13 protein-coding genes are annotated in these 16201 nt (G+C 48.8%); 1 reads left to right on the forward strand and 12 read right to left on the reverse strand.

All coding sequences use genetic code 11. The annotated features are described in order from the left end of the window. From AKL27_RS12315 to AKL27_RS12330, 4 genes are all read right to left on the reverse strand, one after another. Window positions 1-255: glycosyltransferase N-terminal domain-containing protein (locus tag AKL27_RS12315; protein ID WP_332308344.1), on the reverse strand; the 255-nt coding region annotated here is incomplete at its 3' end. Then, window positions 252-1121 carry a Kdo hydroxylase family protein gene (locus tag AKL27_RS12320; RefSeq protein WP_050463130.1) on the reverse strand — a complete coding sequence of 290 codons (870 nt, stop codon included), beginning with the start codon at window positions 1119-1121 and terminating at the stop codon, window positions 252-254. The genes AKL27_RS12320 and AKL27_RS12315, both read right to left, overlap by 4 nt. Before the next feature lie 45 nt (window positions 1122-1166). After that, on the reverse strand, window positions 1167-2150 hold the full coding sequence (waaC, locus tag AKL27_RS12325; RefSeq protein ID WP_050463131.1) for a lipopolysaccharide heptosyltransferase I: 984 nt from the start codon (window positions 2148-2150) through the stop codon (window positions 1167-1169). A gap of 48 nt (window positions 2151-2198) precedes the next feature. Beyond that, window positions 2199-3575: a phosphomannomutase/phosphoglucomutase gene (locus AKL27_RS12330; RefSeq protein ID WP_050463246.1), complete on the reverse strand. Its 1377-nt coding sequence runs from the start codon at window positions 3573-3575 to the stop codon at window positions 2199-2201. 718 nt (window positions 3576-4293) lie between these two features. On the opposite strand from AKL27_RS12330, the gene AKL27_RS12335 reads away from it, so the two are divergent. Further along, window positions 4294-6366, forward strand: a complete 2073-nt coding sequence (locus AKL27_RS12335; protein WP_083439015.1) for an acyltransferase family protein — start codon at window positions 4294-4296, stop codon at window positions 6364-6366. 65 nt (window positions 6367-6431) lie between these two features. Here AKL27_RS12335 and AKL27_RS28405 read toward each other — a convergent pair whose 3' ends face one another. From AKL27_RS28405 to AKL27_RS12365, 8 genes are all read right to left on the reverse strand, one after another. Next, window positions 6432-6608, reverse strand: a complete 177-nt coding sequence (locus tag AKL27_RS28405) for a hypothetical protein (protein ID WP_232310978.1) — start codon at window positions 6606-6608, stop codon at window positions 6432-6434. A 45-nt stretch (window positions 6609-6653) separates the two neighbouring features. Continuing rightward, window positions 6654-8609, reverse strand: coding sequence for a polysaccharide biosynthesis protein (locus AKL27_RS12340; protein ID WP_232310979.1), 1956 nt, complete (start codon window positions 8607-8609; stop codon window positions 6654-6656). A gap of 25 nt (window positions 8610-8634) precedes the next feature. Continuing rightward, a complete protein-coding gene (locus AKL27_RS12345; RefSeq protein ID WP_050463133.1) occupies window positions 8635-9195 on the reverse strand; it encodes a sugar transferase in 561 nt (186 codons plus the stop codon). 260 nt (window positions 9196-9455) lie between these two features. After that, window positions 9456-10943 carry a hypothetical protein gene (locus tag AKL27_RS12350; RefSeq protein ID WP_050463134.1) on the reverse strand — a complete coding sequence of 496 codons (1488 nt, stop codon included), beginning with the start codon at window positions 10941-10943 and terminating at the stop codon, window positions 9456-9458. After that, entirely contained in the window at window positions 10927-13395 is a 2469-nt protein-coding gene (locus AKL27_RS12355; protein ID WP_050463135.1) for a hypothetical protein, read from the reverse strand. The genes AKL27_RS12350 and AKL27_RS12355 overlap by 17 nt, the downstream gene beginning before the upstream one ends. 430 nt (window positions 13396-13825) lie before the next feature. Then, on the reverse strand, window positions 13826-14005 hold the full coding sequence (locus tag AKL27_RS27725; RefSeq protein WP_157056904.1) for a hypothetical protein: 180 nt from the start codon (window positions 14003-14005) through the stop codon (window positions 13826-13828). Between the two features lie 66 nt (window positions 14006-14071). Next, window positions 14072-15196, reverse strand: a complete 1125-nt coding sequence (gene wecB, locus AKL27_RS12360) for a non-hydrolyzing UDP-N-acetylglucosamine 2-epimerase (RefSeq protein WP_050463136.1) — start codon at window positions 15194-15196, stop codon at window positions 14072-14074. After that, on the reverse strand, window positions 15189-16199 hold the full coding sequence (locus AKL27_RS12365) for a polysaccharide biosynthesis protein (RefSeq protein WP_050463137.1): 1011 nt from the start codon (window positions 16197-16199) through the stop codon (window positions 15189-15191). The genes wecB and AKL27_RS12365 overlap by 8 nt, the downstream gene beginning before the upstream one ends. Window positions 16200-16201 lie beyond the last annotated feature (2 nt).

Consider the following 16201-nt stretch of genomic DNA (forward strand, 5'->3'; position numbering starts at 1 on the left):
CGTCAACAGCACGACATGCTGCGGCCAGGCTTGCAACAAGGCATCAATGAGCGGCTCGGCAGCGCGGGTTTCACCCACTGACACCGCATGCACCCACAGCACCGGCCGGCTGCCGGCAACGACAGCATCGTAAAAGCCCAGCCGTTCACCGACATGCTGGCGATAGCCGGGCTCCTTGCGGCCCCGGCGCCAGATGCGCACCAACACAAATGGCATCAACAGCCACCACAACGCGGAATAAAGCAGACGCATCAGACCAGCTTGCGTCCGGTCAACCTGCTCAGGATCGCCAGCGGACTGGACTGCGGATCATACTGCTTGTCCGCCGGCAAATGCAGCGTCTGTTCCAGCATGTACTGGCCCGACATCACTGCATGCGAAGCCTGATCGGAAAAACAGATCCAGACCGAACCTGCTGCAAACGGCATGGTGACCTGTTCGGCACTTTCCTGATACGCCATGTCAGACTTCATGCCGTCATGCAATTGCAGCATCAGATGATCGTATTCGCTGCGCAAGGATTTGGTGATGTGCAACGCCTTCATCACACTGGCCTGCCAAGGCACATACGGCTTGGCGCGCGGCAGGAATTTTGCGGCCACGGTTTCAAACGGCTCACCGACGCGCCAGACGCGCGGCACGCCATTCGGATTGATATTGCAAAACACGCGCAAGATCCGCTCGCCATAATTGGGACGCGACGGAAAGGCATCCACATGCAAACGCCGGTCATCGGCACGCCACGATTGCGCACGCGTTTCCACTTTGGTCGGGCGATAACTGGTGGGGGCCAGCCGCAGGTAAGGCTTGTAGTCGGGCAGCAAGGAATGAATCAGCGACTGCGCCTGATCGCGGAAGCGCCCGATCATGATCGCCAGCGATAATTGCGTGGCAGTGTCGGCGGCGGCACCTTTCAGGTGACCTTTAAGATCAAGGCTGATATTGCGTACCTTCGGATCGCGAATGGATGGCTTGAGCAAAGCATTTTCCTGCGGCAGCAACTGGAACGGCAGATACGGGAAATACAAGACCTTGCCCGCTTCCAGCGCGGCAATCCATGCCTGATTAGGCTCACTGACCTGCCATTCGGCAATGTCGATTTCGATGATTTGGGATTCCATGCCGCTATTATGCCCGGTTGCGTTCGCGAGGTGAATTGACGTGCATCAATCCGCCACCGTATCGATGGCGCGCAAAACCTGCTCTACTGCCGGGGGCTGTCCGGTATCGCCGAGGTTGACGATACGCGGCGACCAGTCGCCCTCGGTCTTCCAGCGCGGCGAATCGCAATACAACTCGACAGTCGGCCGGCAAAAGGCAGCAGCGATATGCGTCAAGCCGGTATCCAGGCCGACCACCAGCGCGGCATTGCGAATCAGTGTCACGGCATCCATCAGCGCCAGGGCCGGCAATACTTGTGCATTTGACATCTGCGATGCCAGTCGCAATGCTGCTTCATGTTCTTTTTTACTACCCCACGGCAACAACACCATCAGTCCGCGTTGCGCGAGTGCCTGCGCCACGGCGATCCAGTTCGGTTCCGCCCACTGCTTGGCGGCGCGCGCCGTCCCATGGAAAAAAACCGCATACGGCTGTGACGGTAGCCACGCCGGAACTTCAGCAGAAGCTGGCGGTGCCTGCAACGCAAAATCCGGCGCCGCATCCAGCGTATAACCCAATGCTGCTGCCGCAACCAGACGCGCACGCTTTACCGCGTGCGCATGCAGATCAACCGGCACGCTCAAGGTATGAAACACGCGCGACAACGGCTCATAACCGGAGCCTTCGGTGGCATTGGCCAGCCCGACCCGTTTGCCACCCGGCGCCAGACGCGCCATGCGCATGACAACGCCGGTTTTCAGCAAACCCTGGGTATCGAAGACAAAGTCATAAGCTTCTTGACGCAACTGCCGGTAAAAGCCGGCAATTTCAGCACGCGTAGCAGGATTCGCCAGACTTTTACGCCAGCGGCGCAAGGCAATCGGAATGATATGACGGACATGCGGATTGAGCCGCACCAGACTGGTATAGCCCTCTTCCACTACCCAATCGATATTGGCATGCGGGAAGTGGCGTCGGATGTCCGCCACCATCGGCATGTTGTGAACGACATCGCCCAGAGACGATACGCGGACGATCAGAATATTCAATGCAAACCCGTTATTGTTATTGGCACATGGGCTCGCATCTTACTCCGTTCAAAACGGCAATGCCACATCCGGCCGGGCCGCCAGAATCACGCGCTTGAATTCATTCTGAATGCGCGTCAGCGCCTCGGCGGTCTCGGCTTCAAAGCGCAACACCACCACCGGCGTCGTATTGGATGAACGCGCCAGACCGAAGCCATCCGGATATTCAACCCGCAAACCGTCAATGGTGATGATGTCATCCGATCCCGGAAACGTCGCATCACGCTGCAATTGCGCGATCAATGCAAAATTCTCGCCCTCTTCCAGCTTGAGCTGCAATTCCGGCGTGCTGGTCGATTGCGGCAAGGCATTCAGGACTGCCGACGGATCAGATTCGCGGCTCATCAATTCCAGCAGCCGCACACCCGCGTACATGCCATCGTCAAAACCATACCAGCGATCCTTGAAGAACACGTGACCGCTCATTTCACCACCAAGCGGCGCACCAGTCTCACGCATCTTGGCCTTGACCAATGAATGCCCCGTCTTCCACATCAGCGGCTTGCCGCCGCGCGCCGTAATCCACGGCGCCAGATGGCGCGTGCATTTGACGTCGTACAGAATTTCGCGTCCCGGATTGCGGGTCAGCACATCGGCGGCAAACAACATCAGTTGCCGGTCAGGATAAATGATCTGGCCATCCTTGGTCACCACGCCGAGACGATCACCGTCACCGTCGAACGCCAGGCCAAGCTCATTGTCAGTCGTCTGCAAACAGCGGATCAAATCCTGCAAATTCTCGGGATGGGCCGGATCCGGATGGTGATTGGGGAACGTGCCGTCGACTTCGCAAAACAGCTCCGTCACTTCACAACCGAGCGCACGATACAACTCGCCGGCAAACGCACCAGCCACGCCATTGCCGCAATCAACCGCAATCTTCATCGGCCGCGCCAGCCTGACGTCGCTGACCATGCGCTCAATATAGGCGGCACGAATGTCATGCGTACGATAAGCGCCCGAGCCTTCGAGGAAATCACTCTGCAGGATCGCCTGATACAAAGCCTGAATGGTATCGCCGTAAATCGCTTCGCCGGCCAGCACCATCTTGAAACCATTGTAATCAGGCGGATTATGGCTGCCGGTCACCATCACACCCGACTGCGTACCGAGCACATGCGTGCCGAAATACACCATCGGCGTCGCCACCACACCGAGATCAATGACATCAATCCCGGTCGACTGTAAACCAGCCGCCAATGCAGACGTCAGCTCAGGCCCGGACAACCGGCCATCACGACCGATGACCACTGCCGTCTGCCCCTTGGCCAAGGCAGCACTGCCGAAGGCTTGGCCGATCTTGCAGGCGATGTCGGCATTCAGTGTCTTGCCGACGATGCCGCGGATGTCATAAGCTTTGAAGATCGTGGAAGATATAGATGTCATGTTTTTCAATAGCAGATTAATTTTCACAGATACAATTTGAACGCCATCAGCAATCAGTGACGGCATCCAAAGTTTCTTTTATATATAGCATTTTTTGATGGCGTATAGCATCGAAGTCAGTGACATCAACAAATGTAGTCAATATATCTAGCTCTTCCAACAATGCGTCCCAAGGCAAAAAATCGTCTCTTGCTTTAGTAATACGTGGATGTCTTGTGGACTGCAGACTCTCATTACTCAAAATTCTGAGTACAGTTTTTCTCTTGGCCTAACCCAGCCCCCTGAATTCAATGTCACATGTCGTGCTAAGCTCATCACGAACCGGAAAGCCGACAATTCGATCATTCTATAAGCCAAATTGATAATCTTTACCAGCTCGCTCATTGTTTAGAGCAAAAACATTCCCTAAATCAGTCATTGCACCTCCCCGCATCACCGATCCGACGCACCCATTACACGCATGGGTCGGCCGCACAGTCTGGTCGGTACTGGTCAATACAAAACTGACCACACCGTATCCCGCGGCTACGGGCGCGACATTACCTTTCCCCTCACGGCCTCTACCAACCATGTGGGCTTATTAGGGATTTATCAATGTTATCCCTTATCCGTAATAATGCCCGCTCATGGCAAACAAATAGAAATCTAAAGCAAAAGACGTCATCAATTACAATATCGCGACCTAAAAAATAAGCTCGCAATTTTCGATACTATAAAAATGCAAAAAACAAACACAGCAATTACAAGAGAGGGAGGGGTTCCCGCAAAACATCGCCTAGACGTTCAGGGCCTGCGTACCCTAGCCGTCTTATCGGTAATCTTTTTTCATTCAGGCTTACCGATTCCTGGCGGTTTCGTCGGGGTTGATATGTTTTTTGTTATTTCGGGTTTTGTTATAACACTTACATTAAAAAGAGAGTGGCAAAGAAACGGGGAAATTGACCTGAAACGTTTTTATTTGAATCGATTTAAGCGACTCATTCCTGCATTGGCACTAGTTGTATCAATAACGATTTTTTTGAGTATTTTTTTTCTTTCTCCATTAACTTCTCAGGTGAAAGTATCCACGGCTACCGGACTCGGCTCCGTTTTAATGATAGCTAACGTAGTCATCGACAAGCTAACGGGCGGATACTTCGAAACCGCCGCATCTGATAATCCACTTACCCATACGTGGTCATTATCCGTAGAAGAGCAGTTCTATCTTGCTTTCCCAATTATATTGGTGATAAGTTTTTATGCTGCGAAAAAGTTCAGAAGATCGACCTCGGCTCCGATGTTTATCGTCGCAGGCTTCACAGTATTGTCATACATTCTTATGACCCTAGTTATGACTGGTCAGACTTCCGAAAAGCTTGCTCATCTGCTCGGCTTTTACAGTCCCTTAGCGAGAGCATGGGAATTTGGACTCGGCGCTATAGCAGCACTACTTGGAGAAAAATTCAAAACCAGCTCAACTAGAATCGCGACAATATTCGGCATACTTGGCCTGATATTAATTTTGTATTCATTTTTCTTTATATCTGGAAAAGATGCGTACCCTGGACCGCTTACACTAATCCCCTGCATCGGTACCATTTTATTGATTTTAGTCGGAAATGATGCGACAAAAATCAATCCAATCACCAAATTCTTAGCCCTCACTCCGATGGTAAAAATCGGTGACATTTCTTATTCTTGGTATTTGTGGCATTGGCCGGCTATAGTTTTTACCTCAGCAAATTTTGGCCCCAGTACATCGTACTTAACTACTGCGGCACTGCTGTCGGTTGCTCCTGCTATCGCATCTTATTTCTGGTTAGAAAATCCATTAAGAGAAAAGAAACTTATTGGAGCAAAAAATTCTATAAAATTTATCATTTCAACGTTAACTCCTCCGATAGCAATTTGCCTGCTTGTTTTCACTGCAAGCAAAAATGGTTATTGGTTTGACGATATCATCAGATATCAAAAATTGGTCGACACTTATCATTCTTCTGTGCGAGCAGGTTGCGGATATGGATATGTGCCATCCTCACTGCCAGATAAAGCGTGTACGTGGAACGCTGCACAGGATGGCACTCCTCTATATTTGATTGGGGACTCCAACGCAGACCATTTTAGTGAAGCATTAATAGCTGCCAGTACCAAACTGGGTAGCCCTGTTACGATTGTCACAAAAGGTGGTTGCGCCTTCGTAGGACGCTCTTGGGGCGATAGAAACGATATTGCACAAGAGCAATGCCTAAATTTCGTCGATAAGACAATGACACTTCTTGGAAACTCCACTCCTGGCGTTGTCATTTTCAGTATTTCTGATTCCAATTGGTACAAGGGTTTATCCGTTGGGCCTTCAAGATTAGAGGAAACGAATCACTATGAAACTGCCATTAACTACGTTAGTAATGAGTACCGTTCAACAGTACAACGAATGCTGAAACAGGGTCACAAAGTACTGTTATTACAGCCAGTTCCTAAATTCGTAACCTTAGAGTCCAAGGTTATGTTTGACAATGCAAAATGTACCGCAATTTCCATACTCAATCATTCGTGCCCACAAAAAGTGGAGACGACTATAGCGTATCAAAATGAATTTCAAATTGCGGCGCGCGACGCAATATCAAACACAGCTATGACACTAGGTATTGAATTGCTAGATCTTAGGTCCTTCTTTTGCCCCAATAACATTTGCAGCAACATAATAGACAATCAGATCTTGTACCGAGATGCTGGGCATATCTCAGTCTCAGCTAGCCACGATCTTGGTGACACATTTGCGTTGCATTTGAAAAATATAGATCGTCAACACTGATCATGCTCGCAATGTAGGTGGCGCGGATGCCGTGTGTACGATACGCGCCCAAGCCTTCCAGGAAATCATTTTTTCAGGATCGCCTGATATAGCGCCTGAATGGTATAGCCGTAAATCGTTTCACCGACCAGCACCATCTTGGAACCATTGAAATTAGGAGACTTATTGCTTCCGGTGATCATTACGCCCGATTGCATACCAAGTGCGTGGGTGTCGAAATACACCATCGATGTCACGACCACGCGAGATCAATGACATCAACGTGGGTGGATAAAAATTATCTGGTATTACACAACAGATGCGTTCTCTTTCAAATAAACTAGGTCAACCAATTCGGCGTGCGCGGTATAACCGGTCACGAGTCTGCTTAAGGTCGCGCGAATTACCTCAACCTGATTATCCTGTACCGCAAGTGCAAGCAATTTAAGTTCGCCGGACAATGCCTCCCAAGGCAAGAAATCTTCATGGGCTTTCATGATCCGGGAGTGTGCGGTAGGCTGCGGATTTTCCCCGATCAATAACTCTTCATACAGTTTTTCACCGGGGCGCAATCCGGTTACTTTGATCTCAATGTCGCCAGTCACGTTTCGGTTATCCTTCACCAACAGACCCGACAACTCAACCATCCGGTAGGCCAGATCAATAATTTTGACCGGTTCTCCCATGTCGAGGACAAAGACATCGCCACCTTCAGCCATCGCGCCCGCCTGCACGACCAACTGCGCAGCCTCGGGGATCGTCATGAAATAGCGCGTCACCTCCAGATCCGTTACGGTAACAGGCCCCCCCTCCTTGATCTGCTGCCGAAACAACGGCACAACAGATCCGGATGAACCCAACACATTGCCGAATCGCACCATGGAAAAGCGTGTCCGGCGTGGTACAGGCTCAACACCGAGAGGGGTATTTTCAAAAACGGGAGCGGTGCTGGTCGCCAGCGCCTGCAAAATCATTTCCGCCAAACGTTTGCTTGCGCCCATGATATTCGTCGGCCGCACCGCCTTGTCCGTGCTGACCAGGACAAAATCGGCGACGCCGCTTTCGACGGCCGCACGGGCGACGTTATAGGTGCCAAACACATTGTTGCGTACGCCTTCGGCAGGATTGTGTTCGACCAATGGCACATGCTTGTAAGCAGCAGCGTGAAAAATGGTGTGCGGCGTCCAGACGGTACACACCTCCCGAATTCGCTCATAATCACGCACGCTGCCAAGCAATGGAATCAATTCTGTCGCTGCATTCAATTCAATGGCCAAGGCGATGAGATCGCTATGAATTTGATACAGACTGAACTCGCTATGCTCCAGTAGCAACAACTTCGCCGGCTTGACCGCAATTATCTGGCGACATAATTCGGAGCCGATACTGCCACCCGCGCCAGTCACCATCACGACTTTTCCACGGATATTACGGCTGATCAGCGCAGGATTGGGCAGAACAGGTTCTCGTCCCAACAAGTCAACAATGTCGAGTTCATGAATATCGGCAATCGTCGCCTTTCCTTGCGCCAAATCAGAGAGATCGGGCAAGGAGCGAATCCGGACGTGATACTGGCGTAAAACAGAGAGTATCTCATTGCGACGTGAACGACTGATTGAGGGCATCGCCAGCAGAATGTCCGTTACCGCATACAGATCCACCAACCGTCCGATATCTTCCAGGCGATACACCATATGACCATTAATGGTTTTACCGACAAGTTGCGGGTCGTCGTCCAGAAATCCAATGAGATTCAATTGTTGCTTTTTCTGCATGATATCGGCGATCTGGGCACCTGCAGTACCAGCACCGTAAATCAGCAAGCGCGCCTCTCTTTCAGCACGACGATCTCCAGTGACACGCGTAAGCCAAAACCGCGCAAACGCGCGACTGCTGCCAACCATGACCAAAAATAGCAACGGCTGAAGCACGCCGACGGTGCGCGGAACACCCGGTAATGTGAGCCATACCAAGAGCGCAAAGAAAACAACCCCATAAAGCGCAATCGCCTTGGTAATCGTCATCATTGCAGACATACCGGCATAGCGAAACACTGCACGATACAGACCGAAACGGATCATGATCGGCAAGGAAATGAAAATCGCCAGTTGGTAAACATGCCACTGATACCCTTGCGGCATGTCAAAACTGTCTAACCGCAACGAAAACGCCAGCCAGGTGGCCAACAAAGACATCAGCACATCGGCCGCACCAACAATACCTTGCTTGGTCCGTCTGGACAGCTGAATTACGTAATTTTGCATATGGCCAACAATTATAAGAAGAGAGTCAATGCTTCACGCCGTCGCGCATCAAGACTTTTTTAAAGGTAAGACAAAGAATCCGAATATCGAAACGCATGCTCATTTTTTTTAAATATTCTTCATCCAATCTGACCTTTTCCGGTATCGGCAACTCATCTCTGCCATTGACTTGAGCCCAACCGGTCAAGCCCGGCAGCAACTGATCAACGCTGCATCGAGTACGCAACGCAATCAGATCGTGCTGGTTGAATAATGCCGGACGAGGTCCGACAAAGCTCATATCGCCTTTGAGGATGCTCCACAGCTGAGGCAATTCATCGAGACTGCTTTTCCGCAAAAAGCTGCCAACCGGCGTCAGATATGCCGAAGGATTGGGAAGTAAATGGGTCGCAACCGCAGGGGTTCCCGTTCGCATCGTGCGGAATTTTGGCATCTTGAACAAGACGTTGCGTTTACCGACGCGGTCCGACCAATAAAATATCGGGCCGGGCGAGGTAATCCGAACCACCAGCGATATGACCACGATCGGAAGCAACAACACCAAACCAGCCAGCAAAGCCAATGTGAGATCAAATAATCTTTTCATTCCGCTATTGTTTCATGTTCACAGGTAATTTTTAACACTCCCCGGAAATTATCCATTGAAAGAATTACTACCTGCGCCAGCGAATATGATCTTTTTACCAGCAGCTATCCCGGAGTGTTTCTTATGAGCATTGTATTTTAACTGCTACATTAGGCATTTATAGTACGACTTGCTAGCAATATGCCGCAACTTGCTTTATACCGAGCAAGGAGTAGGGCAGCCGTATTTCTACGCGGACGCATTCAGCCACAAAGAAATTCTCAATGGCGTTGTCTAGCCGGAACGTCTGGACGACGACCGCGGAGCGATAAAATTTTATCGGCAGCATAGATAATAATCAGGTTAAGAAATAATGAGCCAAAAAGTAAATACGTCTGGTTTGGTGCATATCCAAAACTAGCAAATCTGAAAGCGACAACCTGTCCCAACAATGAACATAGAATCAGGTTTCGCCCCCCTAATTTATATGTAATGAATTCAATTCCGGCACCAATGAGACCGATCAAGAACATTCCCCCGAACAGGAACAAGAACGAACCAGGGTAAAAAAGGAAGGCAACAATCCCTGGCAATGAAATATAGTGATTCTTTGTCGTATCCATTGTCAGATAGGGCGATTTGACCAGATTCAAATCATAAAAACTTGTGCTGTGATCCGAATAGACCTCACTCCAGGCTTGGCGCCATAAATCCCACCCAACCTTGTTTGAACTCGATACCGCCAAGACCCCTTCTATACCTACCCAACGGTCGATAAAAAGAGGCGTTGTCATTCCCTGTACAGCCGCCAAATCCTCTTCATGTCGGAATAATTCTGCATCAATTTCAGTTGAGTAACCCCTGATAAAACCCAAAGCTGCGGCATTGGATCGCAAATAATTCACTGCGAACACTGAGCCCGCAAAAAACAAAACAAATATCAGGGATATGGTGATTAAAAATCGGCCTCTCAAGATAATGGAATTGGATTTCCAGTCCTTGAATAATCCGTAAAACAACGCTGCCGAATTTAAAATCATCCCTCTGCTCAACAGCGAAACATTCGAAATAAAATTTTCCAGCAAGCTTAATATCGCCACAAGGTATGAATTACTTTTACCTGAGTGATACTCAAACTTAAGTATTACTGCGGCAAAAGAAGACAAACCAAACAGCAGCAGCCACTTATAAATACCCCCAAGTCCATAGGGGAGAATAGTATGAGGTACTTCGCCCCGCTGGTAGATGCCAAAGTAGACATTAGATATTCCGACAGCGAGAAGTAAAAGCACAAAGGCCGTCAACACCAGTTTGCGATTTTTTTGGTAAAAGTTGAAAAGTCCCGGTTGGGTAACTTCATGACTCTGTATTCTTTGGTAACAAAAAAATCTTTCTCTGATCAACGTCGCGACGATCAGCGCCAACAAGCCACATGAGGCGACGAGCAAGCCACGGTCGAATTCTGCTCCGGAGCCATCAAAAACTCCAGTGGATTCTCGAAACACGCCGTTTGTGAAACCGACCCTGAGGGTGACCTTAAGCCAGAAGCCGAGCCAGAAAAAAACACCAATAAATGCATCAAAGAAAAGCGCTTTTTTTCGAAATCCGACATAAAGCAGTACATTCGAAATCACCGTGAATAACAGATAGATATGTGCTTGTCCCGGGTAATTAATACTGGCAATAACAGTTAATACCGCCATTACCCCGCAAAACAAAGAGAGGCAAACTTGAGGAAGTTTGGGAATGGTTTTATTCAAAAAATGCATGATTTTTTTTACTGGTGATTTTAGACAACTTGGTCAAGAGGATTCCCCACAGAAAAAAAGTAAATATCCCGGGATACGGCTGCCTGAGACCAACTTTCAGTGAGTTATCCACTATCAGCAGGAAGAGGACTACCAGACCTAGCCCTAACAGGGCTGGCGATTCAAATACTTCTCGCCTGCAAATAACTATTTGAACGAGAGTGGATCCGATAACGAATAACAACGGAAAAAAAGCCAGTACGCCAAAGTTATAAATGAAATCCAGGTAATAATTATAGGCACTCGGATATCGGTCACGGTCAGGAGGAGCACTAACGCCGAGGAAAAATGATTTCGGACCATTCGTTATTTGGGAAAAATAATACTTCCAATGATCGAGCCGCTGATCAACACTTGAAACTATTCCATTGGGTATTTCAATTCCTGCCTGTACCACATTCCCTGGCACCGCAAGATACAGCGCTGCGTTGCGCGCCGACGCGACACTACTCTCAGATTTCTCAGTCTCTATTGATCCAAATTTGAATGCCATCTTTTCTTTTTCAAAGTAAAAGTAGCTCCCCGCAAAAACAAGCACCAGCAACAATCCGACGAATGGCACTTTTTCTGCATTCACTACTAAATGGAACAGAGAAAAAATTAGTAGCCCGACAAACAACAATCCCATCGCGAGCATCGACATTGAAGCTACGGCATAAACCGCCATCAACGGCAAGAGAATAAGCAAAGCAAACTTGTACCTGGCGACATTCCAAAGGGAGAATAAAGCCAAAAGATAGGCAGCGATAAATATCACCGATACATATTGCAAATCTTGATATACGGCAAACAACCCAATATCGGGAGACAGGTATCCAAGTCCTTGGATCCAGGTAAAAACCAACTGAACCGGGACGACCATCAGCAGTACCAACAAAAAAGCTTTTGCACAGGAATTATCTTGCCCTTGTGTTTTCACAGGCTCATATACCTGTCCAAGCACCAACGCAAACATCGGCAGTATGAATTGGATCAGCAATATGAATTTCGCCTGTTGTGGCACCGGCTGATCCTGCGTCACTATAATCGCCGACATCACCATCAAGACACAGGTAAGAAAAATAACACCGAATGAAACAAAGGCTCGGCGATATGCTCCCAATAGCACTATTCCTCCGGCGCAGGCTAATACAGAAATGGGGATAGGAAGATTACGCAATACACCACCAGCGTCAAAATCAACGGCTGTATTACGGAACACCCCGGCACTTATCTGAAAAAATAGCGGTAACAGCAGCAAAATCCCTATCGATAGTCGCAGGTATTGCTGCTTCAGCGGAATAGTATTCAGCCCATCCTGATTTTCTTTCTTTTCCTTTTTTGCGCTCGTATAAAAGATAAATGCCAACAGGGAGTTCAGCAGATACAAAGAACTCATTGCCTCTTTGCCAAACAAGTAAAACACGAAAGGCACTAACGCAATAATAAGTATGTTCATCAACACATCCGGGCCAAACACATCATGCTCTTCGTCATGCTGCAGCAACCTGAATCGTACCCGCTGTGCATAGACCATCACGACACCGCCGATCATGGCGAGACCGGTAGCCTCCCAGAAGAAATAGGATTTCCCGGTCCAGCTCAACACAGAAAATTTCTGAAATGCGGCAATAAAAATGAATATGCCGATCAGTAGCGATAAATTTAATACATGACGCAGCAGTCGCGGGAAATAGCGCTTCCCGCCGCGCTGCTCATGAAGCGCAATACTGGCTCCCAAGGCATTTGCGAAGACCGACCCGGTCAAGCCGCCAATGGCGAACGCTGTGTATAAATCACCGGCCGTTTCTTTGCCCACGATGAGCAAAATTAACAAACGAAATACGTAAACCGTGATTCCTATGATTGCCGTTGAGCCCAGATGCGGTAATATTTTAGCGATAACGCCAGTCAATGCGGTTGAGCTGGTAGTAACGGATGTCCAGATAAATCTGGCACTAAATACAAGTGGTAAAAAGGCCCAAATGGACAGCCCCAATAACGGAAAGGGAAAATGTCCGATCAGCCAGACCATCGCAACCGCCAGCAAGACGGATTGGTGTAAAAAATACTGGCGCGCAACGTCTTGATTTCCCAAACGCTCCATTTCGCTAAGATGAACTTCCCCAAGCCACTCGACACAACGGCGCGCAATCAAAATAATGGCCAGGAACGACGCTACTCCGCCCACATTTACGCTTAGCCAATAGGAGACAGCCGCGAGTGGAAGCAGCAATAACAAGCGAGCCATCATCATGGAATGCGCTGAGACCGGCGAAGACTTACTGAGGATAAGACTACGGGCGTTAGCAGAAAAGGCATACAGCAACGCCAAGGTGGCACTCTGCACCAGGCCGACCTCTGCTGCCATGACAGAGTTACCCGTCAAGCCCAATGCAATCAACAACGCTGTCATGGCGAAAGTGTTTGCCATGAATGCTAAAGGAAATGAATAACGCAATGTATGCTTTCGTGTTTTTATCAGTATCGTTGACTTATCGGAGAACTGACAACATTTAATCTGCGCTAGTTCCGACTTGATCAGATAGTGAGGCCTTGCCAAAAGGGGGAAACGTCAGCGACAGATAGGCCAGATGTGACCAGTTGCATCATTCCCAAACACCCGCACCGTACGCCAAAAGTGGCCGCACAATGAGAAGCCCCTCTCTCGGACTATGCCTTTATCACGATTTCGGCGTCAATATTTGATTGCCAAAAAGTATTATTTGGGACGGCTTATCGAAGGCTAGCCAGTCGTGCCAAATTTAATGTCCCATCCAGATTCACGGCACGAAATGCAGCTAGCGAATCGGCAGGCTGGTCATACCATCACATGTACTGGTGCTATCAAGTGAGTAATGGCATCAGATCTGGGCCACAGATTTTCCCATTGGGTTCCTGTATTCAAACCACCATTGGAGAATTGCCGGCTGTGCTGAACTTGCAGCACAGCCGGAACAAAATTCATCGCCCGAGGGGGTTAATGTTTCATAAAGGATATTGCCAACAAAACCATTCACGCCATTTGTAGGAATTTTAGTCATGGTCGTGTCGGTTGTCGTACAGGATAAAAACACGCCGAAGCAAATGCCTCAGTCATACAGGGTTCGCTATTTCGACCACACCACACGATTGATATAGTCGATATAGCTGGCAACCACCCTGACAACTTGTTTCGACACATGTGGATTTTCGTAATCGGCAACAGATAAAACGGGACTCGGATTTTCGGCCCGTTGGGAAGTGACTATTTCAATTGCCTCAATCACACGCGTCGATTTCAAGCCGGACATGATCAAGGTGCCAACATCCATACCTTCCGGGCGTTCATGCGCGTTACGCAACGTGATCGCGCTCAAATTCAACAACGATGCTTCTTCCGTGATCGTTCCGCTATCCGACAACACGCAAAAAGCTTCGATTTGCAATTTGATATAGTCAATGAAGCCAAACGGCTTGGAAAAAATGATCCGCTCATCCAAAGGACCATGGGCCAACTCTTCCAAGCGCTTCAATGTCCGCGGATGCGTCGAAACGAGAACCGGGTAACCGTATTTTTTTGCCAGCGTATCAAGCGTTTCCACCAGGTCGCGCAAGGCTTCCGGCGAATCGACATTTTCTTCCCTGTGTGCACTCACCAAAAAGAATTTTCCGGCTTCCAGAGACAGCCGTGACAGAATATCGGACTGATCGATTTTCGGCTTATAAAAATCAAGCACCTCTCGCATGTGCGAACCGGTCTTGATGATCGTTTCGGCTTTGATGCCCTCTGCCAGCAAATAGCGACGCGCATGTTCCGTCAACACCATATTGATGTCAGAGAGATGATCCAACACCTTGCGGTTCAACTCCTCAGGTACGCGCTGATCGAAACAGCGATTTCCGGCTTCCATATGAAAAACCGGTATCTTGCGACGCTTGGCGGGAATAATCGCAAGACATGAGTTGGTATCGCCATACAGCAACAGAGCATCCGGCTTTTCCTGCTCGAAAACCTCATCCGCCTTCATGATCACTTGTGCAATTGTCTGCGCAGCATTCGAGCCAGCGGCATTCAAAAAATAATCCGGCTTGCGAATTTCAAGATCGTCAAAGAAAATCTGGTTCAGCTCGTAATCGTAGTTCTGACCGGTATGCACCAAAATATGCCGGGTATGCTTTTCAAGCTCTGCAATCACGCGACTCATTTTGATCAGCTCGGGCCGCGTCCCGACGATGGTCATGACTTTACGCATCGAGCATCTCTTGAATGAAATCCAGTTTCAATAAAATTTCCTTGACCTGATCGACAGTGAGGCGCTCAGTATTGTGCGAAGTGTAATCATCGATTTCAGAAATTCTGGTTTCACCCTCGACAAAATATTTGTTGTAATTGAGATCCCGGTTATCGGCCGGAATCCGGAAATAGCGGCCCATATCTTCAGCCTTTGCCATCTCTTCCCGCGACACCAGAGACTCGTACAATTTTTCTCCATGTCGTGTGCCGATGACACGAATCGGATTATTTTTTTCAAAAATACCAGTTAATGCAATCGCCAGATCCGCTACCGTCGATGCAGGTGCTTTCTGTATGAAAATATCGCCCTGCTCGCCATGCTCGAACGCATGCAAAACCAGTTCTACCGAGTCGTCCAATGACATTAAAAAACGAGTCATATTGGGATCGGTAACGGTCAACGGCTTGCCCTCTTGCAACTGGCCAACAAACAATGGAATCACCGATCCTCTGGAAGCCATGACGTTGCCGTATCGCGTAGCACAGATGACAGTTTCGCCTGGTGATCGCATTCTCGATTTGGCGACCATCAGCTTTTCCATCATGGCCTTGGAAATACCCATCGCGTTAATCGGATAGACGGCTTTATCCGTACTTAACACAACCACGCGTTTCACATTACTGGCGATCGCTGCGTTCAATACATTTTCGGTACCGAGAACGTTAGTGCGCACAGCCTCCATCGGATAAAACTCACAGGACGGAACTTGCTTCAAAGCCGCGGCATGGAATAGGTAATCCACGCCTTTCATCGCCTCATGAACGCTGTCGTAATTGCGAACGTCGCCGATATAAAACTTCAATTTCGGATTATTCAGTGCAATCCGCATATCTTCTTGTTTTTTTTCATCGCGGCTGAAAATACGGATTTCGCGCACTTCCGTAGACAAAAATCGTTTGAGAACGGCATTACCAAAAGAACCCGTTCCACCGGTAATCATCAATACTTTGTCGTTAAACATAT

The sequence above is a fragment of the Herbaspirillum autotrophicum genome, assembly GCF_001189915.1.
Classification (GTDB): Bacteria; Pseudomonadota; Gammaproteobacteria; order Burkholderiales; family Burkholderiaceae_D; genus Herbaspirillum; species Herbaspirillum autotrophicum.

What these genes read in the sequence shown, in the direction of transcription:
- AKL27_RS12340 (WP_232310979.1), bottom strand. Translation starts at nt 8,609, where the DNA reads ATGCAAAATTACGTAATTCAGCTGTCCAGACGGACCAAGCAAGGTATT.
- AKL27_RS27725 (WP_157056904.1), bottom strand. Translation starts at nt 14,005, where the DNA reads ATGACTAAAATTCCTACAAATGGCGTGAATGGTTTTGTTGGCAATATC.
- AKL27_RS12350 (WP_050463134.1), bottom strand. Translation starts at nt 10,943, where the DNA reads ATGCATTTTTTGAATAAAACCATTCCCAAACTTCCTCAAGTTTGCCTC.
- AKL27_RS12355 (WP_050463135.1), bottom strand. Translation starts at nt 13,395, where the DNA reads ATGGCAAACACTTTCGCCATGACAGCGTTGTTGATTGCATTGGGCTTG.
- AKL27_RS12330 (WP_050463246.1), bottom strand. Translation starts at nt 3,575, where the DNA reads ATGACATCTATATCTTCCACGATCTTCAAAGCTTATGACATCCGCGGC.
- AKL27_RS12345 (WP_050463133.1), bottom strand. Translation starts at nt 9,195, where the DNA reads ATGAAAAGATTATTTGATCTCACATTGGCTTTGCTGGCTGGTTTGGTG.
- AKL27_RS12365 (WP_050463137.1), bottom strand. Translation starts at nt 16,199, where the DNA reads ATGTTTAACGACAAAGTATTGATGATTACCGGTGGAACGGGTTCTTTT.
- wecB (WP_050463136.1), bottom strand. Translation starts at nt 15,196, where the DNA reads ATGCGTAAAGTCATGACCATCGTCGGGACGCGGCCCGAGCTGATCAAA.
- AKL27_RS12320 (WP_050463130.1), bottom strand. Translation starts at nt 1,121, where the DNA reads ATGGAATCCCAAATCATCGAAATCGACATTGCCGAATGGCAGGTCAGT.
- AKL27_RS12335 (WP_083439015.1), top strand. Translation starts at nt 4,294, where the DNA reads ATGCAAAAAACAAACACAGCAATTACAAGAGAGGGAGGGGTTCCCGCA.